The organism is Streptomyces sp. NPDC058691, assembly GCF_042714775.1.
Lineage (GTDB): Bacteria > Actinomycetota > Actinomycetes > Streptomycetales > Streptomycetaceae > Actinacidiphila.
In genome coordinates, this window is the sequence record NZ_JBHXSO010000029.1 from 40,914 (window position 1) to 61,193 (window position 20,280).

Annotated in this window: 21 protein-coding genes and 1 pseudogene; 8 read left to right on the plus strand and 14 right to left on the minus strand. The window is 69.6% G+C overall.

Going from position 1 to position 20,280, the window contains the following annotated elements; all coding sequences use genetic code 11:
* Positions 1-98: 98 nt before the first annotated feature.
* Positions 99-614 (minus strand): RDD family protein, encoded by a 516-nt coding sequence (locus tag ACFWVC_RS21370; RefSeq protein WP_384288109.1) that lies wholly within the window; start codon positions 612-614, stop codon positions 99-101.
* A 294-nt stretch (positions 615-908) separates the two neighbouring features.
* Here ACFWVC_RS21370 and ACFWVC_RS21375 point away from each other — a divergent pair, with 294 nt between their 5' ends.
* Positions 909-1,430, plus strand: a complete 522-nt coding sequence (locus tag ACFWVC_RS21375) for a hypothetical protein (protein ID WP_384288114.1) — start codon at positions 909-911, stop codon at positions 1,428-1,430.
* A gap of 142 nt (positions 1,431-1,572) precedes the next feature.
* Here the strand turns inward: ACFWVC_RS21375 and ACFWVC_RS21380 are convergent, their stop codons facing one another.
* The 9 genes and pseudogenes from ACFWVC_RS21380 to ACFWVC_RS21420 all read right to left on the minus strand — a co-directional run bounded on the left by ACFWVC_RS21380 (position 1,573) and on the right by ACFWVC_RS21420 (position 11,015).
* Positions 1,573-2,787 (minus strand): CaiB/BaiF CoA transferase family protein, encoded by a 1,215-nt coding sequence (locus ACFWVC_RS21380; protein ID WP_384288117.1) that lies wholly within the window; start codon positions 2,785-2,787, stop codon positions 1,573-1,575.
* A gap of 5 nt (positions 2,788-2,792) precedes the next feature.
* Complete coding sequence (locus ACFWVC_RS21385) at positions 2,793-4,019, minus strand: acyl-CoA dehydrogenase family protein (RefSeq protein WP_384288120.1); 1,227 nt, start codon at positions 4,017-4,019, stop codon at positions 2,793-2,795.
* Positions 4,020-4,309: 290 nt separating this feature from the next.
* Positions 4,310-4,858, minus strand: a complete 549-nt coding sequence (locus ACFWVC_RS21390) for a GNAT family N-acetyltransferase (protein WP_384288123.1) — start codon at positions 4,856-4,858, stop codon at positions 4,310-4,312.
* A 51-nt stretch (positions 4,859-4,909) separates the two neighbouring features.
* The gene (locus ACFWVC_RS21395; RefSeq protein ID WP_384288125.1) at positions 4,910-5,854 is read right to left on the minus strand and encodes an ornithine cyclodeaminase family protein; all 945 of its coding nucleotides are present in this window, start codon (positions 5,852-5,854) and stop codon (positions 4,910-4,912) included.
* 70 nt (positions 5,855-5,924) lie between these two features.
* A complete protein-coding gene (gene egtD / locus ACFWVC_RS21400) occupies positions 5,925-6,902 on the minus strand; it encodes an L-histidine N(alpha)-methyltransferase (RefSeq protein WP_384288288.1) in 978 nt (325 codons plus the stop codon).
* Positions 6,903-6,998: 96 nt separating this feature from the next.
* A pseudogene (gene egtC / locus ACFWVC_RS21405) lies at positions 6,999-7,688 on the minus strand (ergothioneine biosynthesis protein EgtC); the annotation flags it as partial.
* Positions 7,688-9,127: an ergothioneine biosynthesis protein EgtB gene (gene egtB / locus ACFWVC_RS21410; protein ID WP_384288127.1), complete on the minus strand. Its 1,440-nt coding sequence runs from the start codon at positions 9,125-9,127 to the stop codon at positions 7,688-7,690. The gene egtB and the pseudogene egtC, both read right to left, overlap by 1 nt.
* Before the next feature lie 19 nt (positions 9,128-9,146).
* Positions 9,147-10,391: an ergothioneine biosynthesis glutamate--cysteine ligase EgtA gene (gene egtA, locus ACFWVC_RS21415; protein WP_384288129.1), complete on the minus strand. Its 1,245-nt coding sequence runs from the start codon at positions 10,389-10,391 to the stop codon at positions 9,147-9,149.
* Between the two features lie 60 nt (positions 10,392-10,451).
* Positions 10,452-11,015, minus strand: coding sequence for an NADPH-dependent FMN reductase (locus ACFWVC_RS21420; protein ID WP_384288131.1), 564 nt, complete (start codon positions 11,013-11,015; stop codon positions 10,452-10,454).
* A gap of 140 nt (positions 11,016-11,155) precedes the next feature.
* On the opposite strand from ACFWVC_RS21420, the gene ACFWVC_RS21425 reads away from it, so the two are divergent.
* The 5 genes from ACFWVC_RS21425 (at position 11,156) to ACFWVC_RS21445 (ending at position 15,118) form a co-directional block, all read left to right on the plus strand.
* The gene (locus tag ACFWVC_RS21425) at positions 11,156-11,650 is read left to right on the plus strand and encodes a MarR family winged helix-turn-helix transcriptional regulator (protein WP_384288133.1); all 495 of its coding nucleotides are present in this window, start codon (positions 11,156-11,158) and stop codon (positions 11,648-11,650) included.
* A gap of 260 nt (positions 11,651-11,910) precedes the next feature.
* On the plus strand, positions 11,911-12,495 hold the full coding sequence (locus tag ACFWVC_RS21430; RefSeq protein ID WP_384288135.1) for a TerD family protein: 585 nt from the start codon (positions 11,911-11,913) through the stop codon (positions 12,493-12,495).
* Positions 12,496-12,688: 193 nt separating this feature from the next.
* The gene (locus ACFWVC_RS21435) at positions 12,689-13,003 is read left to right on the plus strand and encodes a hypothetical protein (RefSeq protein ID WP_384288137.1); all 315 of its coding nucleotides are present in this window, start codon (positions 12,689-12,691) and stop codon (positions 13,001-13,003) included.
* Between the two features lie 424 nt (positions 13,004-13,427).
* Entirely contained in the window at positions 13,428-13,607 is a 180-nt protein-coding gene (locus tag ACFWVC_RS21440; RefSeq protein ID WP_384288139.1) for a hypothetical protein, read from the plus strand.
* 299 nt (positions 13,608-13,906) lie between these two features.
* The gene (locus ACFWVC_RS21445; RefSeq protein WP_384288141.1) at positions 13,907-15,118 is read left to right on the plus strand and encodes a hypothetical protein; all 1,212 of its coding nucleotides are present in this window, start codon (positions 13,907-13,909) and stop codon (positions 15,116-15,118) included.
* Positions 15,119-15,171: 53 nt separating this feature from the next.
* On the opposite strand, the gene ACFWVC_RS21450 is transcribed toward ACFWVC_RS21445, so the two are convergent.
* Positions 15,172-16,023, minus strand: coding sequence for an alpha/beta fold hydrolase (locus ACFWVC_RS21450; RefSeq protein ID WP_384288143.1), 852 nt, complete (start codon positions 16,021-16,023; stop codon positions 15,172-15,174).
* A gap of 111 nt (positions 16,024-16,134) precedes the next feature.
* Here ACFWVC_RS21450 and ACFWVC_RS21455 point away from each other — a divergent pair, with 111 nt between their 5' ends.
* Positions 16,135-16,620: a MarR family winged helix-turn-helix transcriptional regulator gene (locus ACFWVC_RS21455; protein WP_384288145.1), complete on the plus strand. Its 486-nt coding sequence runs from the start codon at positions 16,135-16,137 to the stop codon at positions 16,618-16,620.
* A gap of 89 nt (positions 16,621-16,709) precedes the next feature.
* On the opposite strand, the gene ACFWVC_RS21460 is transcribed toward ACFWVC_RS21455, so the two are convergent.
* From ACFWVC_RS21460 to ACFWVC_RS21470, 3 genes are all read right to left on the minus strand, one after another.
* The gene (locus ACFWVC_RS21460; RefSeq protein WP_384288147.1) at positions 16,710-17,420 is read right to left on the minus strand and encodes a methyltransferase domain-containing protein; all 711 of its coding nucleotides are present in this window, start codon (positions 17,418-17,420) and stop codon (positions 16,710-16,712) included.
* 222 nt (positions 17,421-17,642) lie between these two features.
* The gene (locus ACFWVC_RS21465) at positions 17,643-18,362 is read right to left on the minus strand and encodes a DinB family protein (RefSeq protein ID WP_384288149.1); all 720 of its coding nucleotides are present in this window, start codon (positions 18,360-18,362) and stop codon (positions 17,643-17,645) included.
* Positions 18,363-18,372: 10 nt separating this feature from the next.
* Positions 18,373-18,699 (minus strand): hypothetical protein, encoded by a 327-nt coding sequence (locus ACFWVC_RS21470; protein WP_384288152.1) that lies wholly within the window; start codon positions 18,697-18,699, stop codon positions 18,373-18,375.
* 236 nt (positions 18,700-18,935) lie between these two features.
* Here ACFWVC_RS21470 and ACFWVC_RS21475 point away from each other — a divergent pair, with 236 nt between their 5' ends.
* Entirely contained in the window at positions 18,936-19,958 is a 1,023-nt protein-coding gene (locus ACFWVC_RS21475; protein ID WP_384288154.1) for an LD-carboxypeptidase, read from the plus strand.
* Positions 19,959-20,280 lie beyond the last annotated feature (322 nt).

A 20,280-nucleotide genomic window follows, 5' to 3' on the forward strand; every position in this document is an offset into this window, starting at 1 on the left:
CCTGTTGCCGCGAGTTCACCGACGTCATTGGCACGCCCGCCCCCACGGACGCCGCCTCCTGGGCTGACGGCGCCGTCGAGGCACACCCGCCGCACGATTCAGCGGGTGCGCACAACTGCGCTGCGGGCGAGCCGGTCGTGCATCCCCCGCAGCTGCGCGTCCGTGCCGATCAAGGAGATGTTCGCGATCAGGATCACCGGGACAAGCCCTATCCCTACGTTGGCGAGGTGACGTATCAGCGCCCGCCCGTAGCCAAGCCGGCTGTCGCTGCCGACTCTGACCACCTTCAGTCCCATGACTCGCTTGCCCAGTGTGCGGCCCCAGCGGTAGGTACTGAAGGGCGAATATGTCAGCAAAAAGGCGACAACCCACAGGACTGCAACCAGTCGCCAGATGTTGGCGCCTTCGTCCCCGACCCCGGCAAGGACGATCCTCTCGAAGGCCAGTAGCGGCACAAGGATGACAGGCACGGCGATCGCAAGGTCGATGACAGTGGCCCCTGAACGCAGTGCCAGACTTGCGGGAGCCCCGGGACCCGGTGCGGGAGAAGGCAGGCCGAGATCGTTGCCGCCTGCCAACTGTCCGAACATAGTCTTGCCAGCTCCTTCGATCACGCGCTCAAACCCCCGCAGCTGGATGTTAGTGCTTGGGAGGTCGGAGACGCTGGGACCTTGGGTGGCCCAACCTGGCAGGCCAAGACAAATGGACATCCCGCTGTAGCGCCGCGGTGACGGTTCCCGGACGCACCTGGCACGTCCGGTCGCAACTGCGCTTGGCACGGGGTACGTCCTTGAGTTTGTCCGGGAATTCCCCCACGACCGCGCCGGTCCGACACCAATACGGCCGGCATGCAGCTCTGCGATGACGCGATTTCTTTACTTTTGCACCCGTATACGAAAGGACCGTCCGTGAAGACCCTCAGAAGGTTTACGCACGCTGCGATTCTAGGAACTGTGCTGGCTTTCGTCGCGGCTTGCGGAAGCGGCAACTCGGACGTTTCCAGCCCTGCGGATCACCCGAGTGCGATAGGCCTTCCCACCGTGAACGCCGGCGGGGAGGACCCCGGCAGCGACGAAAGCTGCAAGTTCCTCACCCAGGAGGAGGTCGCCTCGGCGATCGGCCCGAATGACGGCGGTAAGCACGACTACACGTTCGGCGGGTGCGTCTGGGTCGCCTCCAGCGCCAAGGACGGCTTCAGTGAGGCGATTTACGCGTCGGTGCTGCCCAAGGACCAGTATGAGGCCGTGGCAGAGACCGGGGAGCCGGTGAGCGGATTCGTCGAGGGCGCCACCTACGCCACGATGCACGGCGAGCTGTGGTTCCCCTGCCGTGAAGGCGACTATTGCGGTGTCAAGGTGAGAACCGCGAGCTCGGATGGCCGCGAGGAGACCGCACTGCGACTGGCAAAGGCCATGCAGGGCCGCGTATAGACGGACGCCCTTTCCCTGCCACGTGTGTTGAGCCGTCGTCGGTAGCGTCGCATCGACGACCCACACGGCTGACGGGAGGCTCCCGCGGCGCGGGCGCGGTCCGCGCCGCGGGCGAACGTATCGATGCCGGCGGGCAGTTCCCCTACGCCGAAGCGGGGATCGCGCCCTGCGTACGCAACTCCGCGATCGCGGCGGGGTCGAAACCCAGCTCTCCGAGGATCTCGTCGTTGTGCTCGCCCAGCTCCGGTGCCCGCTTCGCCGGGACCTTGTCGACGTTCCGCAGGATGACCGGGCTGTTGACGGTGTACTCCAGCGCGTCGACCCCTTCGATCGGCACGATGATGTCGTTCGCCCGCAGTTGCGGGTCCAGCGCGGCCTCCTCCGGGGTCTGGATGAGGCTGTAGGTGACGCGTTCCCGCGACAGGGCGTCCCTCCAGTGGGCGAAGGGTTGCGAACGGAACTCGGCGTCGAGCAGGTCGGTCAGCGCGGCGGAGTTCTCGAGGATGCTCTCGAAGTCCGCGTACCGGGGGTCCTCAAGCAGCTCCGGGCGCCCGAGGGCCCGGGTCAGCCCTGGCCAGTGCGGGGGTGCGGCGACCAGCATGAACCACTCGTCGTCCTCGGTCCGGTAGGGGTTGATCAGCGGATTCGCCGGTGCCGCCCGGTCGTGCAGCTCGAACGGCGTGCCGTTCGCGAGTGCGCCGGCCACCAGCGTGCCGGTGGCCCAGACGCCGGTTGCGAGCAGCGACGTCCCGACACTGGCCCCTTGTCCCGTTCGTTCACGGCGGTACAGGGCCGTCGCGATCGCGGCGTAGATGGCGACCGCTGACGTGTAGTCACCGCTGCCCCAGACCGGCACCGTCGGCGGGGCACCCGCGTCGCGGGTCGAGGCGAGCAGTCCGCTGCGCGACCAATAGGCGCTCAGGTCGAAGCCGGGTTGACCGGCGTCGGGGCCGGTGTCGCCGAAGCCGGTGAGGTCGGCGTACACGAGGCGCGGGTTCCAGGCCGAGATCTCTTCGTAGCCGAGGTGCAGCTTCTCGCGTGTCCCGTGCGGGAAGTTGGTGATCACCACGTCGGCCCACTCGACCAGGCGCCGCAGTACCGGCAGGGCCGACGGCGACTTCAGGTCGAGCACCATGCCGCGCTTGTTGCGGTTGGCCAGGTGCCAGCTGTAGTTGGCCTCCGCCTTGGGGCTGGGAGGCACGGAGGCGAGCCCCCGCTGGGGGTCGCCACGCCCCGGCGGCTCGATCTTGACGACGTCCGCTCCGAAGTCGGAGAGCATGGTCGCCGCGGCAGGTCCGGCGATGAAGCTCGACGCGTCGAGCACCTTCAGTCCCGTGAACACGGATTCGGTGGTCATGGCCATCACTTCACGAAGGCGCTCAGACCGCCGGTCACGGCGCGTCCGACGATGAGGGTCTGGATCTCGCGCGTGCCCTCGTAGGAGTAAATGGCCTCGGCGTCGGCGACGAATCGCCCGATGTTGTAGTCGAGCACGATGCCGTTGCCGGCCAGGATCTCCCGCCCCCAGCCCACGCTCTCGCGCATCCGCACGGTGCAGTAGGCCTTCGCCAGCGAGGACTGCTCGTCCTGGTACACCCCGGCATCCTGCAGCTGGGCCAGGCGCGTCACCATCCCGCACGAGGCCGTTGCGTTGCCGAGCATCTTCACCAGCAGGTCCTGCACCAGCTGGAAGCCCCCGATCGGGCGCCCGAACTGTTCGCGCTCCTTCGCGTACTGCAGGGCGATCTCGTAGGCGCCGAACATGATCCCCACCGCCTGCCACGCCACCCCGCTGCGGGTCCGGCGCAGGATCTCGGCGGTGTCCTTGAACGAGTTCGCGTTCTGCAGCCGGTTCGCCTCCGGAACACGGCAGCCGTCGAGCACGATGTCGGCGTTCTGCACGATGCGCAGCGCCATCTTGTTCTCGATCTTCGTCGCGGTGAACCCGGGGGTGTCCTTCTCCACGACGAAGCCCAGCACGTGCTTCGTCTCGACGTCACGGGCCCAGATGACGATCAGGTCGGCGAACGTCGCGTTGCCGATCCACCGCTTGGCGCCGTCGAGGATCCAGCCGTCGCCGTCCCGGCGGGCGGTCGTCTGCAGACCGCCGGCCACGTCGGAGCCGCCGTGCGGCTCCGTCAGACCGAAGGCGCCGATCTTCTCGAAGCGGCTCATCGCCGGCAGCCAGCGTCGCTTCTGCTCGTCCGAGCCGCAGCTGAGGATGGTGCCCATGGCCAGACCCGTGTGCACGCCGAAGAAGGTGGCCAAGGACGCGTCCGCGTGCGCGAGCTCCATGGCGACGAAGCCGGCCAGGAGATTGCTCGGCCGCGATTCCGAGGAGTCCGGGTCGGCCCAGTCCACCAGGCCCAGCTTCGCGAAGCCCTCGACCAGCTGGAAGGGGAACTCGGCCTTGGCCCAGTAGCCGTCGACGATCGGGGCGACCTGCGTACGGAGGAAGTCGCGGATGGACGCGATCTTCTCCCGCTCCCTGTCCGAGAGCAGTTCCTCGAAGGCGTAGAAGTCTGCGGGCAGCAGCCCGCCGTCCAAGTAGGGACCGGTCGGTGTCGGCAGGCCCGGTACGCCGCTCATCGTGTTCTCCCTCTGACGCCGTGCGGTGTGGCCCGGAGGTCCGTACCCGTGAGCGTTCCTGCGTCGACGGCCCTCCGCTTCTCTTGCGCGATTGAACGCGGCTGCCGCACCGTTTCCCGGTACCCCGCGCCGCCCGGGGATGCCGTTGTGGCCTTAGATCACTCCACTGGCCCGCCGCCCGGTGGAGGTGGCTGGGGTTGGTGGTCGCGTGGGGGGGGCGGGCATGGCTTCACGTCAGGTGACGCGACGCATCCGTCGGGGCGCGCGCCGGGCACGCGCCGCTGACGTGCCTAGACCGCGGGAAGGGAAGGATCGGGCGTCCAGGCAGATGGTGCGCTGATGGACCAACGTTCGTGGTCACGCCAGGCCCCGTCGATGTAGAGGTAGGCGGGTGACAGTCCTTCGTAGCGAAAGCCCAAGCGCTGGACCACGGCCAAAGAGGCCTTGTTCGCCGGCTGAATGTTCGCCTCCAGCCGGTGCAGCCGCAGGTCGTCGAAGGCGTACTGCAGGGCGATGGTGAGCCCTTCGGTCATGTAGCCCCGCCCCGCTGACGGGGCGAAGGCCGCGTAGCCGAGGGACGCGCCCTGGTAGCGGCCGCGGATGATCGAGTTGATGTTGACCGTGCCGGCGGCTTCACCGGTCTCCCGAACGCGGATCACGAAGCCCAGGTTGCTGCCGTCGTCGAAGCGGCGCATCCACCCCTGGAAGTCCTCCGCGGTCCCGGGCAGCTGCATCCACGGCATATGGAGCTCGACGCTGGCTCTCACGAGCTCGCAGAACTCGTCCTGGTCGGCCAGGGTGAGCGGGCAGAGTTCGACCCGTGACGGCATGTTGGACATGGGCCAATCGTAGGGCCCTCTACGGAACAGACGATCACAGGAGTGACTCGCTCAGGAGAGCAGGTCGATCTTCTGTCCGATGTCATGGTGTTCTGCCTGCTGGTAGGCGATCCACGCCAGGGCAAGGTCTTGCCAGGGAAGTCCGACAGGCGCGTAGACGGAGCGGGCCGTCGCGCTGGTGCGTCCCGGATGGGCTCCGGTGAGAACCTCCCCGAGTGTGGCCTCGGCTGCGGAGGGCGCGAGACCGGCGGCGGCCAGAGCGCCCGTGGCAGCGGCGAGGTCTCGGTCGTCGACGACGAGCAGTGCGGATTCCAGGAGGTCGGCGGAGAGTTCCTGTTTGCCGGGTTCATCGGCTCCCAGGCTGGTGATGTGCTGCCCTGGTCGCGTGTCGGCCAGCCGGAGCAGCGGTGAGCGTGACCAGGTGGCGAGCACGACGATGTCGGCGGCGGAGGCGACCTCCGCGGCAGACGACAGAAGACGGCCGCCGTGGCGTGAGGCGAAAGCGCCGGCCCGATCCGGATCCGAGTCGTGGACGACGACTTCGTGACGACGCCGCAGGGTGGTGAGACCGAGCATCACGAGCTCGGCCTGTGCGCCCGCGCCGACCACTCCGAGTACCGCGTCTTCCGTGCTGTCGGGGCCGGCCAGCACGTGGGTTCCCAGGGCCGCGGCCAGTCCGGTGCGCCATGCGGTGACGGTGGCGGAATCGATCAGCGCGAGGAGCTCACCGTCGTGACCGCTGTGAAGGCAGATCACTCCGCGCAGAGCCGGTCGGGCCCCCGGGAATTTGGCGTTGACCTTCACGGTGTACGCGTCGATGCCGGGCAGTACACCCGGGATCAAGGCCGTGGCCGTTCCGGGAAATGGCAGGTCAGTGCGGACCCGCTGCCCGGCCACCGGTGAGGCGGCGGCGCGGAAGCCGTCGCGCAGCGCGGCGATGCAGGCCACCGGCTCCAGCACGGACTGCAGGTCACTTCGAGTCAGTAGGCGGGTCACTCGCTCATGATCTCTCGTCGCATGACAGGGACAGCACCTGTGGCAAGGCCGGTTCCGGGGCCGGCGGGCTTCAGTTGGGCACTGCCATGACGAGGGCGAAGCGGGCGCCCGGGTCGGTCCACCAGTGACGGACGGTGAAGCCGCCCTCCTTGAGTTCGGCGGTGAGAACGTCGCGGCGGAACTTGCACGACAGTTCGGTGCGCAGGTCCTCACCTGCGGCCAGGCCGAGGGTGAGGTCGAGGTCGGGGATCTCGACGGTCTGGGTGGTGCGGGAGCGCAGCCTCATCTCGATGCGCTCGAACTCGGGATTCCACAGGGCGACGTGTGCGAAGAGGTCGGGGTCGAAGTCGGCGCCGAGCTCGCGGTTGAGGACGTGCAGTACGTTCTTGTTGAAGTCGGCGGTGACACCGGCCGCGTCGTCGTAGGCGCGGACCAGGACCTCGGGGTCTTTGACCAGGTCGGCGCCGAGCAGGAGGATGTCGTCGCTGCTCAGCGCGTGGGCCAGGGTGCCGTAGAAGGTGGCGCGCTGCGCCGCGTCGAAGTTGCCGATGGTGCTGCCGAGGAATGCCAGCAGGCGCGGGCCGGGCTCGTCGGACAGGGCGAGGCCGGTTTCGAAGTCGGCGACGGTGGCGGAGACGGTGAGCCCCGGGTAGTCGCGGCTGATCGCGCGGCCTGCCTCTTCCAGCGCGGGGGCGCTGACGTCCAGCGGCGCGTAGCGGCGCAGTGTGCCGGTGGCGGTGAGGGCGTCGAGCAGCAGACGGGTCTTGCGGGAGGAGCCGGAGCCCAGCTCGATCAGGGTGGCGGCCCGGGTCAGCGCGGCGATCTCCGGGGCGCGGCGGGTGAGGATCTCCTGCTCGGCCCGGGTGGGGTAGTACTCCGGCAGCCTGGTGATCTGCTCGAACAGCTCGCTGCCGCGTTTGTCGTAGAACCACTTGGGCGGCAGTGTGCGCGGCGCGCTGCCCAGGCCCTCGCGCGCGTCGGCATGGAGCCTGGAGGTGAGGTAGCCGGCGGGCAGCCGGTCGTCGAGGGTGAAGGCGCCGTCGGTCATCGGCTGTGATTCCTTGCGGTGTGGGCGTGGCGTGTGCAGGGGCAGGATCCGGACGCCCGCTGTGGTGGCCAGGAGCAGGGAGCGGTCGGGGACTTCCCGCCAGTCACCGGGCGTGTCGTCGGGCTCGGATGCGACGAGCGCCGTGGCGGGTCCGGTGCGGTACCACAGGGTGTCGCCCCAGGCGGTGGCGGCGATGGTGTGGCCGTCGGTGAGCAGGAAGTTCAGCCGGGCGGTGGGCCTGGCCGCGGCGACCTGACGCACCACCGCGGCCAGGGCGCCGGCGGGCGGTTCGCCCTGCCGCAGGCGTCGCACGATCATGGCCCACAGCAGGGCCGAGTCACTGTGCGCGTCGAGCGCCAGCATCTCCGCGGGGGTGAGGCCGGTGGGCAGTCGTGTCCAGTCGGGGACGGCGCCGTTGTGGCTGAACAGCCAGCGGTCGTCGCGGAAGGGCGCGGCCGCCGTCTCGTCCCGGGTGGTGCCCTCGGTGGCCGAGCGGACCGCGGCCAGCACCGCGCGGCTGCGGATGGTGCCGGTCAGCTCGGGGAGGTTCGCGTCGGCCCAGATGGGCACCGCACGCCGGTAGCGGGCGGGCCGGGGGAACCCGGCGTCACCGGTGGTGGTGTCCGGCTCCTCCGGGTACCAGCCGATGCCGAATCCGTCGGCGTTGACCGTCCCGTGGCGCTGTACGGCCGGCTGCCAGGACTGCTCGTACAGGCTGTGCGGTGGCTCGGTGACGAGCCGCGCCAGTGTCACGGGCGGGCCCAGGTAGGCGAGGTGACGGCACATCAGTCGCGCTCGTCCCCGGAGGTGTCCCGGGCGGTGCGGAAGCCGGCGAAGATCTGCCGCCGGATCGGGTGGTCCCAGTTGCGGAAGGTGCCCCGGCAGGCGACCGGGTCGACGGAGAAGGCGCCGCCGCGCAGCACCTTGTACGCGGGGCCGAAGAAGACCTCGGAGTACTCCTTGTAGGGGAAGGCGGTGAAGTGGGGGTAGGGGGCGAAGTCCGAGGCGGTCCACTCCCAGACGTCGCCGATCAGCTGCCGGGCGCCGCTGGGCGCGGCCCCTGCCGGGTAGCTGCCGGCCGGGGCGGGCTGGAGGTGTCGCTGCCCGAGGTTGGCCTGCTCAGGGCCGGGCGCGGCGTCGCCCCAGGGATAGCGCCGGGAGCGGCCCGTCGCGGGGTCGTGCCGTGCCGCCTTCTCCCACTCGGCCTCGGTCGGCAGCCGCCTGCCCGCCCAGCGGGCGTACGCGTCGGCCTCGTACCAGCACACGTGCAGTACGGGTTCGTCGGCGGGGACTTCCTCGATGATCCCGAACCGGCGGCGCAGCCATCTCCCGTGCTCCCGGTGCCAGAACAGCGGCGCCTCGAGCCCGGTCTCCTGGACGTGCTGCCACCCCCGGGGCGTCCACCATTGGGCGTCGCGGTAGCCGTCGGCCGCGATGAACTCCTGATATGCGGCGTTGGTGACGGGCACGGTGTCAAGCCAGAAGGCGGGGACGTCCACGGTGTGGTGTGGGCGTTCGTTGTCCAGGGCCCACGGCTCGGTGCTGGTGCCCATGGTGAACGGGCCGCCGGGGACGAGCACTTCGCGGGGCAGCCGGGCGGCGTCCGCGGGTGCGCGGGGCGGTGCGGACGCATGCAGGACGGGGGCTCCCTCGCGGAGTTGAAGCGTGGCGAGCATCGTCTCGTCATGCTGCTGTTCGTGCTGGGCGAGCATGCCGAACACGAAGCCGTCGGCGAGCAGCGGATCGGGGTTGCCGGGTGAGGTGTCCACGCCTGCCAGCACGTCCCAGGTCTCGGTGCGGACCGTGTCCAGGTAGTCGCGGGCGGCGGCCGGGTCGAGCAGGGGCAGAGCCGGGCGGTCGGCACGGGGGTGCCGGACGGCGTCGTAGAGCGGGTCGAGGTCGGGGCGCAGTCCGGGGCGGCGGCCGGCAGTACGCACCAGCCACAGGTCCTCCTGGTTGGCGATGTGGGCGAGGTCCCACACCAGGGGGGACATCAGCGGTGAGTGCTGGGCGGTGAGGTCCTTGCCGGTGAGTGGGTCGGTGAGGCTCAGGGTCCGGCGCCGTGCGGTCTCCAGCGCGGTGCGAGCGGCGGCCGACGGGGTCCCGGCCGCTCGTACGGCTGGCGCCTCGGCTGGGGAGGCGGGTGAGTTTGGGGGTGGTGCGGCGGCGGGCTCGGGGGTGGCCCCGTTCCGGGCCGTACTCGGCTCGGTGTGAGAGTTCGTCACGGCATGCCTTCTCGGTGGGTCAGATGCGGCGGAGCGCGTCCAGTCGGTCGTGGGCCGGGCATCGGCCACGGTGCGGGTAGCGCTCGGCGAAATCGGCCAGCGCATGCCGCAGGACCGCGGAGGTCCCGGGGCGCGCCAGGGCGCTGTCGGCCGCGGCGAAGCAGGCGCTGGCCGCCTTGGCGATGTCGGGGTCGGCCGGGCCGATGCGCGCCGCCCGCTGCCAGAAGTCGTCGGAGGGGACGGGCTGCATGTCGCGGCAGAGCGGCTCCGTTGCCGCATAGGCGGCATCGGCGGCAGCGGGGTCGTTGAGCAGGGTCGCGGCCAGCACCGTCGGCACGATCCAGTCGTCGCCGTCCTGTGCGTCGGTCATCCGCAGTTCGAGCCAGCCGCGCGGTCTGACCGGCGGGAACAGGGTGCTGAGGTGGTAGTCCAGGTCGGCTTGGGCCGGTCGCCGAAGTCCCGGTGTGCCGCGCAGCCAGTCACGGAAGGTCAGCTCCGCCGGCGCGGACCAGTCGCCGTTGTCGTCGCCCGGTATGCACATCACCTTCGCGTCGAGCGCGTAGCGGGTCCAGGCGAGCCGAGGGTCGGAGTGGTGGCGCGGCTGACGGGTGCGGCCGGCGTCCATCCGGGACCAGACGGCCTGCCGCGTGGACAGCCATCCGCCGGGCCGGCCGTCCACGATCGGGGAGTTGGCGAAGGCGGCCACCAGGACGGGGCCGATCCGGTGGGCGAGTTCCCAGCGGTAGCGATAGCCGGATACAGTGTGGGACTCGTCCCCGCCGTCCAGGTTGATCTGGACGGAGGCCGTGCGCCGCATCATGACGCGGCCCGCGGGGCCCTCGCGGTCGAAGAACCTCTCCATGGCCCGGTAGCGGGGATGGTCGAGGATGCGAGGCGGTTCGCGGTACGGGTCGATTCCCTGGCCGACCAGTGTCAGGCCGGACCTCTCGACCGCTTCGCGCAGTACCGTGAGATCCGCGGCCATCGCCTCGACGCACGCGGTCAGGGACAGGGCCGGAAGCGAACTCAGCTCCACCTGCCCACCTGGCTCGCGGGTGATCCTGCTGCCCCCGGGAAGGGCGCCGGCGGCTTCGACCGGCGCGAGGGCGGCGTTCAACCGGTCGACGGATACCGGCAGTCCGGGGCCGCGGCGGTCCTGGACCAGCCACTCCGTCTCCACCCCGGTCCGCTCGGGCGGGCCGGTCTTGAAGCACACGCCGTACACATACGCTTCCGCCTCCTCCTCTGTCAGTTCACTCGTCACGGTCTTTGTTCCTCTCTCCCGTCCGACGCGGCACACGGGGACGCGCAGAAGGGCGAGGCGTCAGCCCCGTACCGTCCGCAGGGCGCGGGCCCACGACTCCAGCTGGTCGAACAGGGTGGTCGCGGCAGCGTCGTGCTGCGCGCCCGGCTTGAAGACGGAGAAGTTCTCGAAGTCGGTGGACAGCGAGAAGGACAGCTGCTGACGCACGTGGGCCAGTTGCAGTTCGCTGGCCACGGCGCGCAGGTGCTCGATGGCCCGAACGCCGCCGAGGGAACCGTAGGAGACGAAGGCGGCGGCCTTGTTGTTCCACTCGCCATAGAGGTGGTCGATCGCGTTCTTCAGTACGCCGGAGGTCGAGTGGTTGTACTCGGGGGACACGAAGATGTACCCGTCGAACTCGGCGATCTTGGCCGCCCAGGCCTTGGTGTGCTCACCCTGGTACTGGCCCATGGCCGGCGGAATGGCCTCGTCCAGGTGGGGCAGCGGGTGGTCGGCGAGGTCGACCAGCTCGTAGTGGACGCCGGGACGGGCGCCGGACCGGTCCACCACCCAGTCGGCGACAGCCTTGCCGTTGCGGCCGGGCCGGGTGCTGCCGAGGATGATGGCGATCTTCAGGTCACTCATGCGGTCTTCTCCTTGACGGGCCGCCGATGCGCGGCCAGGGCCCTCACTTGAAGTTTCATGTCAAACCCTAAGACGATGACACATGAAACTTCAAGTCCGAGTCGCGACTCGTGAACGTTCATGCTCGATAGACTCCGGGCATGCCCGAACACCCTCCGCGCCCGGACGATCAGCCCCGCTGGCTGACCCCGGCAGAGCAGGAGACATGGCGGCAGTTCGGCCTCATGCTGCACAGACTGTCCACCGCCCTGGAAGCGCAGCTACAGCAGGACGCGCACCTCAGCTACATCGAGTACTACGTCCTCGCCGGACTGTCCGACCAGCCGGGACAGCGCATGCGCATGAGCGACCTGGCCGTCCTCGCCAACTCCGAGCAGTCGCGCCTCTCCCACATGATCAGCAGGCTGGAACGCCGGGGTCTCGTCCGCCGCGAGCCCGACCCCACCAACGGCCGCTACACCCAAGCGATCCTGACCGAAGCCGGCCAGGCCCAACTCGCGGAAGCCGCCCCAGGACACGTGGCCCAGGTACGCGACCTCGTCTACGACGCTCTCGACCCGGCCGAGCTCAACAGCCTGCGCACCGCAGCAGAGAAGATCAGCCACAGGATCGACCTGCGGGAGCGGCAGGCCTGACCTCGGCCGCTCCCCCTACCCGTGGGCGGCGTCGGATTCCGGCGGCTTCCCGCGAAGCCGCCGGAATCCGCTGCGTCACTCGCTGCCGGAAAGGTGTCGAAAACGTCCCCAACGGGGCGTACACGCTCTCGACCAGGGCCCGTCTGTCCTTCGGAGCGGCTGGGACGAAACCGCAAGTGGTCGACCGGGTGTGTAGAACGACGAGAGCTCCAGGCACACTTTACGTGTCGCAGCCCCGCCACCACGAGGACGGTCTACGCATGATCACGCTTAAGAAGGAAGACGGCCCGGCGGACCTGGACGGGGTGACCCATCTGTCCATCGGAGTCTCCTGGGACCCCACGGCGGGGAGCAGCGGCGGGGTGATGGGCGTCCTGCGCCGCAAATCCGGCACCGACCTCGACCTGATCGCCGTCGCGATGCAGGGCGCGGATCCGGTGCGTCTGGCGGGCCTCGACTCCCTCGACCCGATGGGCAACGGCTCACTGACTCACAGCGGCGACAACCAGACCGGCCGCGGGGACGGCGACGACGAGACCGTGACGGTCGAGTTCGCGCGGATCCCGCAGAACATCACGTCGATCGTGTTCGTCGCAGCCGCCTACAAGAAGGGCAGTTCCTTCCAGAAGGCGCGCAACATCAGCTTCAAGGTGTACGACGCCACAGGGGGCACTTCCCAGCAGGTCGCCGACATCTGGCCGAGCCTGCTTACCGCTGACAACGCCTGTGCCGTGGCCAAGGCGATTCGCGTCGGCAACAGTTGGAAGCTCGAGGTGATCAACACGACGGGGAAGATCAAACAGGGCGACGAGCACGCCCTGATGCGCTTCGCCGTCAGCAAGTAGCGGGCCACACGGCCCGGACATCCGCGTGATGTCCGGGCCCGCACGGCACAGTTCACTCGCTGGGCAGCCTGCCGATGTGTCAGTTCGGGCTCGACGGCGGCACGTCCGCGGTGCCGGGAACTGCGATTGCGCCGGGTGCGTCGGTAGAGGCATGCGAGAGCGTGGAAAACCCGCGAGTGCCGTCGGCTGCTTCGTGGCGGCCGTCAGTGCGTGCGTCGGGTTCGGGGTCTGGTTGCAGGGTGCCCGGCCCGCTCTTCAGGGGAGTTTTGAAAGCCGGCGGGACTGGAGCCTGCTGTACGTGGAGTTGCCTTTCATGCTGCTCGGGGTGCCGGCGCTCACCCTGCTGGTCTGGGCTTTGGCGAGCGCCGTGTTCCGCCGCCGGGCCGGGAGAGGCGTACGGATGGTCGTGCCGGGCGGGGCGGCCGCGGTCGCGCTTTTCGGGCTCGCGTGGGTATGTCTGGCGTGGCTGGACATCCGGGTCGACGCCTTCATCCAGGGCGATGCGTGACCGATGACGCCGGCACCTCGGTGTTGCGGTCGGGCGTTGCTGCTCGATGACCTGTCGGCGATGGGCCCGGCGGAGACCGGTGACACCCGCGGTCGTCTCGCAGTCCTCGTGAAGATCCGGAACAGCAGGCGGGCGGCCGCCTTGTTCGGATGCGAGTGGCCCACATCCGTAGTGGCAGTGAAGGCCGGCCTTCCGCACGACAGATCGACCCGCACCGGCAAGGTCAGAGCCCGCGTGGAAGCCGCTGTCGGCCCGATGAAGCTCACGCCCTTCCGCTGCCCCCTGGGGTCAGGGATGCGTTCCGGGAGTGACAAAGACGCGACAAGGAAGCCCGCAAGCCGCGGAAGCGGCTGCCAAGCTCCTCCCACGGTCTGAGACGACCGCCCGTCTTACCGAGCCTGGCTCGGCTACACAAGAGGTGAAAATGGAACTCCCCGAGGCTCTCAAGAAGGTTTCCGACGCCAAGCGTGTCGCGATCGCCATCGCGGCCGCCGCTGTCGTCGGCGGCGCGATCCTCGCGCCCGCCGCCGCGACCGAGGGCCCGCAGAAGAACGAGGCCGGCTACTGCTCGGCCACCGAGGGCTGCCAGCTGCACTACCTGTGATCGGCGCTGCCTGATCAATGGTGCCCGCCGGTCTCCGGCGGGCACCGTCCCCGCACGACCCGAGCCCTGCGACGGCGATCGACGGCAGCCGGGCCGCACCGCAAACAAAGGCGTGGCGACAGGCGCCCCGGGACCCACGCCCCATGCGGCCGGCGGACGCGCTCGCGTGCAAGCAGGACATCTTCTCTGGAATTTCTCGTGGAACCTGGGCATCGCGCGGGCCCTGCCGGTGACGGCGGCACCATCACGCGATTCAGGAGGGGCCGGACGCCCCGCTGGAATGAAGGCGCTCAACAATCATGGAACTCCCCCGATACCGGACGGTGGACGACGGTCCGGCGCTCGCCCAAAGGCTGCTGGCACTCACGCAAGCGCGGCAGCCGGCGGCCTGCCCGGTCCACGTCGGCCTCGGTGATCCCGTCGCGCTGTCCAACAACGACGCGCACATCACCCACACCATCGCGCGGCACCTGGCCGAAGGGACGGCGGACGAGCTTCCCCCCTTCAACAGCGTGCCGCACCCGGCACTACGCGTACTGACCGCGGCCAGCTGGGACCGCGTCGACGCCATGACCGCCGACTTCGCCGACATGCCCGCGGACCTCACCAGCAGCCTGTGGGCGCAGGTCGCCGACGTCTGCCACCACGGCGTGCCCCTCGCCCCCGCCGAACGCGCTGCCGCCGCCGAACTCCTGCTGCGCCTGGGATTCCCCCTCAAAGCCGGCGAGATCCTCGGCCTCCTCGACGCGGACATCGCCACCCACACCTTCCGGCCCGGCATGGTCCGCGCCGAACTCCAGACCTTCATGCGACTGCGCCCGCAAGCACGGTCCGCTCTTGAAGGCCGAGCCCTGCAGGCGGCGGCCGACCCCGCTCTGGCGCCCGCCGTCCGCCTCAGGCTCGCCAACTACATCGTGGTCCTCGACGGCAAACGCGGCGCCGCGACACCGCAGTTCCACCAGGCCGTACAACTCGCGCGCCGCGCGGTGCAGGACATGCCCGGGACCGGGATGGCGAACCACCTGGCCGAACACACCCTTTACCGCGCGATCGCCTTCGAACCGTACCTGCGCGGCGACCGGGAACAGACCCTGGAATACCTCGATCTGGCCGCCCGCGCCCTGGACAAGGCCCGCCCCGCCCCAGGCACGTTGGACCACCTGTCCTGGCGCGACCACGCCTTCCCCATGTTCGAAACCCTGTCCAAAACCCTCCTCGGCTACGGGCAGTTCACCCAGGCACTGGACTCGACGGCCAGGCTCATCGAGATCAACCCTCACGACCACCGGACCTGGGCCGTCCGCGGACACGCGCTGGCCCACACCGGCGACCTCAGCGCGGCCATCCACGCCTGGCAGCAGATCCTCCCCCTCGGTGGACACCCTGTCGCCGCCGCCGCGTACTTCCTCGGCTGGGCCCACGACCAACTCGGCGACACCGACCAAGCCCGCCGCTACCAGCGCCTCTCACACTCCGTCGACCCCACCGCCGTCCCCGCCCCCGCCCCCTGACAACCGCACTACTGAGGCTTTCGTGTGCCTCGGGTCGTGACGGGCGGCCGAGGTCACCCGCTCGCGCATGGTGCGTGTTCGGCGTTCAGGATCTCCCGGATGCGTGATGCGTAGGCCCGCGGGTGGGTGGTGTTTCCGTTGTGACCGCCGGGCAGTTCCTGCACTTCACGGCCGAGCAGCGCGGCCAGGGCTGTAGCGGCCTGGTAGTCGAAGACGTTCCGCGCGGTGGTGCGCCCGGCAGCGGGCACGATGCGTGTGGCCGCATCCTTCAGCGCCGTGATGTCGAGAGTGTCGTGAATGACAGCGGTGAAGTCGTGCCGGAAGAAGTAGTCGAAGTTCGCGGCGCGCAGCGCGTTGATCGGCTGGGGCGTCAGATCGGGTTCCGCGTCCTTGGCGGCGAGGTCGATGCCCAGGGTCCTGGCGATCTCCGGGAGTGCCGCGGCCAGACCCTCGCGGAGGTAGAAGTCCTGAAGCGCGGCGAGTTCACGCTCGTGACAGGCGCGTTCGCCGTCCGGCAGCAGGCGTGGGGCGACGGGCTCGTGGGCGATGAGGGTGCGGATCTGCCCGGGATGCCGGATGGCTGCGTGCATGCCGATGACGGCTCCGAGACTGCAGCCGAGCATGAGCGCGGAGGTGTCGGTGAGAGAGGCCAGCAAGCGGTGGACGTCGTCGGCGTGCTCGGCCAGCGTCGCGCCTTGCCCGGGGGTGTCGAGCCGGCTGCGGGACAGGCCGCGGCGGTCGTAGGTCACCACGGTGTAGGAATCGGTGAGGTGGGTGAGCAGGTCGGCGGTGCGGTCGGCGTCACCCTCGCCGCTCTGCGAGATGAGCAGCAGCGGGCCGGTCCCGCGGACCTGGTAGTGCAGAACTGCGCCAGGAACGGCGAGCGTGCCGGTGGTCTCGAGCATGACGGATCCCCCTCAAGGATGGCGGGCCCTCCGCCGCGCCTGTCGACCAACATAATCCATCTAACTAGATACATCAATCTCGATGCATCTGGTTCGATGTATGTTGGGCGTGTGAACGGAGTCGAGCTGTTCCTCCTGGGACGCACCCTGATGAAAATCGGCGAGGAGGCCCTGCCCGAGCCTCCGGGCGGCGCCGGGCGTTATGCCGGCAGCGCTCGGCTGGTGCTGATCGTGGCGAGTGACATCGCCGCCCATCCCGACACCGCCGTCGGTGAGATCGCCGCCCGCACCGGTCTGCCGCAGAGCCAGGTGTCCTCCGCCATCGCCCGGCTCAAGGAAGCCGGTTCGGTGCAGACGGCTCCGGATCCCGTCGACCGGCGCAGGGTGCTGGTGCGTCAGGCCGCCGAGGTGTCCGAGCGGGTGGCGCAGGTCCGCGCCGCCGGCATCGCGGATGCTCTCACCAACGCACTGGGATCCGATGACCCGCAGCGGCTGAGGGAGGTCTCGCGGGCGCTGGATGTGCTCGCCCGGAACCTCCTGCCGTCGTCAGCGGGACCGGAGTTCCGCCGTGCAGACACCGCCGCACCGTCGGAGTAGGACTGCGGAAGACAACCGTGCCGACAGCCCGGGTGATGTCTCTTGGCGCACCTGGCCGGCCGGACCCCGCCCCGCACAGGGGCCCGCCGTCACGCCTTGCGGGCCAGGACCAGGCGGCAGTACGGGGCACCGTCCGTGCGGCGGCCGAAGTCGGGCAGCACGGCGGTCCGCACGGTGAAGCCCGCCGCGGCCAGCTCTGCGCGTACCGCGCGGAGCGGGAAGGTGCGGTAGTACATGACGAAAGGCGGCCGCCAGACCGCGTTCCGTATCCGCATTGCCGCGTCGAACCCGGCCGGCATCCAGTAGCTCCGGGAGGCGACGCGAGGCGGTGCGAAGACCGGGAAGGCGAAGATCCCACCGGGCCGCAGGGCGCGGTGCACCCCGGTGAAGAGGGCCGGCCGCTCGGTCGCCAGGAAGTGCCCGAAGGCGCCGAAACTCACGGCCACGTCGAACTCCGCGGCGAAGGGCGGCTTCCGCGCGTCCGCGCGTATCCATTCCCCGTCCGGGTGGGCCCGGCGCGCCTCGGCGAGCATGCCCGCGCTGAAGTCCACTCCCGCGACCCGGTCCCGGCACAGTGGCCGCAGGACGCGCAGGCCCGCTCCCGTGCCGCAGCACACGTCCAGCCCGTCACCGAAGGGGCCGAACGGGCGCAGGGCGGCGGCGGTCGCGTCGAGGATCCGGTTCGAGGTGCGGAACGGCGTGTGGTCGAACCTCGGTGCAAGCAGGTCATAGCCGCGCTCGACAGAAGACAGAGCCTGGACGGCCAGCTCGCGCAGCGAGGGCCCTTCGGGTGAGAACACCGTCCCAGGGTAGGGCCGTTGGGCCGGTGAGACTGTCGCCCGACGGTCGGAGCCGGAGATTCCGCGGAATCGGAACACGACGCGAGCGGCGACGGCGACAGTGACGCCCAACTGTCCACGGCCGCCGGCCGGCTCCCCGCGGCAGGCCTTGCGCCCCTCCGAGGCGATACTTCTCGAGTATCCGTCAACGTCCAGCTCTGGGCCCAGCGGCTCGGCACCGCCCTACTCGGCGTCCTGTGCCTCGATCAGGTCAAGGTCGCGGACGCAGAAGCCGTGGTGTTCGAAGGTCTCGTTGAGCACCGTGCCGAGGCACTGCCGCACCGAGCGGCCCCTGGCGTACGGCGGCCAGACATCGTCGTCGGGCACCGGCGCTCGCGCTGCGAGCTGCTCAGCGGTGACCTCGTCGAGCCAGGCCTCGAGCTCGGCGGCCTGTGCGTCACGCACGCTCACGATCTCGTCGAGGGCCGGATCGAGCGAGAGGTCAAGCCCGTGCGCTGCACGGTAGGGCTCGACGGTCGTCCCGATGCCCATCGGCGTGAACAGCTCCGTCGAGCCCAGGCAGCAGCGGCGGAACCACGAGTCGTGGACGAAGACCAGGTGGCGCATCGTCTGCACCGCCGACCACTCGTCGTTCACGCTGCGGCGCTCGATGCCGGGCGTACGGCGGATTCGCTCGATCGTGGCGGCCCAGCCGGCATGGAGCTGACGCGATGCCTCGCGCAGATCGGCTGGGTCCTCGGAACGGATCAGCACCCGCACGGGATGACGCCGGTCGAGCTCTGCCTCGACGTACTCGGTGACCTCGACCCCGTTCACCACGAGGTTGGTGATGAGCCCGTCGATCACGGCATCCTGCATGACGACGCCGATCAGGCGTGCCCCGGTCAGGTCGCACTCGCGGAACTCCGCACCGTTCAGATCCTCGTCAACATACCGCGTCATGCTCCGCATACTAGGTCCGAGCACCGACAACCGCGCTGCCCTTGCAGTCAGGCCCGTCGGCGTAGTCGTATCCGCAGCGTTCGACCGCGTGGCGCCCGATGCCGACCGGCAACTTGACGATCGAGGCCCGGCCAGGCGTGGTGGGTTCGTCGGCCAGAGCGAAGATGAAGGGCAGGCTCGCCGTGGTGCTGGCGTAGACGTCCCCGAGAGCTTCTTCGCGGGTCTCGGCGTCCGGAGGGGTCATGGCCCTCAGCCACGTCGGAACCTCGTCCGCCGGGCCATACGCGTGGTGCATGGACGACCAGTCGATGCCGTCGAGTTCTCGTTCGTCGATCATGGGCGGCACTCCGTGGTGGTGCCGGGCGGCTGGTGGCGCCCGGCGCACCGGGTTGCGCTCTTCGAAGTCTGCCGAGTCAGTGAAGGTGGAAGTCGGCCGGAGCATCTGCGACTTCTGTCCGGCGTGCCCTTCGCCGACTGCACGGTTACGGAGGCCAAACCACTGTCTTGCGCCTGCTGAGCGGTCGATCGGCAAATGCGTAGCGTGTCCGTTGTGCGCGTTGGGACACTGCGTCGATGACCGGTACCGCGCTGCCTCAACTGCTTCGCCCCCGTGCCCTGAGGCCCGGAGATCTCGTCGTTGTCGCATCGCTGTCCGGGCCGCTCCATGCCGCTTACGAGCCCGACCTCAAGCAGGCGGTGGTCGTGCTCGAGCGGATGGGATTCCGCGTGCGTCGGGCACCGCTCCTCGAAGCAGGGCGGCACCATTGGTGGAGCGCGGCTCGGCCGGCGGAGATCGCCGAGGAGTTCAACGGACTACTGCGTGATCCGGAAGTACGCGCGATCATCGCGCATGACGGCGGCCAGACGGCGCTCGGATACCTCGACCTGATCGACTTCGAGGCGATCACTGCCGACCCCAAGCCGATCCTCGGCTACAGCGACATCTCGCTGCTGCATCTGGTGCTCTACGCGCGCACGGGTCTGGTCGGCTTCCATGCCGACTTGGCCACCCCTGGACTCGGCGGGCACTGGCAGGCCGCTCCCGCAGCACGCAGAGCGGAACTTGAAAGGCTCTACTCGACGCTGCTGAGCGGCAACGAGGCGATCGGTGCGCTGCCGACCACCCCGTCGTGGGAGTGCTGGCGCGCCGGCCGCGCCGAAGGACGGCTGATCGGCGGGGTGATCAATCGCATCGTGCTCGCGCAGGCGACGCCTTACGCGCTACCGCTCGAACGGTTCGACGGAGCGGTGCTGTTCTGGGAGGAGATGGGCGGCCAGGCATCATACGTATGGAGCTATCTGCAGGTACTGCGGCACTGCGGCATCCTCGATCGGATCTCCGGCATGGTCGTGGGCGTCCCGTACGCGATCGACGGGCTCGACTCGCCCGGCGCGTCCCCGACGCTGCCCGAGATGGTCCTCGACGTCCTCGGCGACCGTGACATCCCTGTCCTGGGCAACGTCGAGTTCGGACATGCCGGCCCGAATCTGCCGATGCCGGTCGGCATCCGGGTCGCGCTCGATGCGCAGCAGCGGACGTTGTCGCTGCTCGAACCGGCGGTACGGCCGCACGCGATGACGGGACCGGTCGGCTGAGACGGCTTCGGCAGCTCGATCTGCCCGTCCTGCTGGGCGACCGCGCGCACCCATACGCGGCACGCCACCGCTTCGCGGGAAGCCTGCCGGTTTCAGCGGACGGCAATAGGAAAGGCAAGGAGATCGACCTCTCTCCTTGCCACTCTTAACTTATAGCGCACTGGGGGGCTTGCGGCAAGGCCCCGGTCACGGCGCAGAATCGTCGGCCGAGGCCACAACCTGCGGAAATGGGAGCACGGAGTGCGTATGTCGTCGATGCCTGGGGGACGCAGTGACGTCGAACCAGCGGTGGGACCGGCAGTGCGGTCGCAACTGCTCGGCA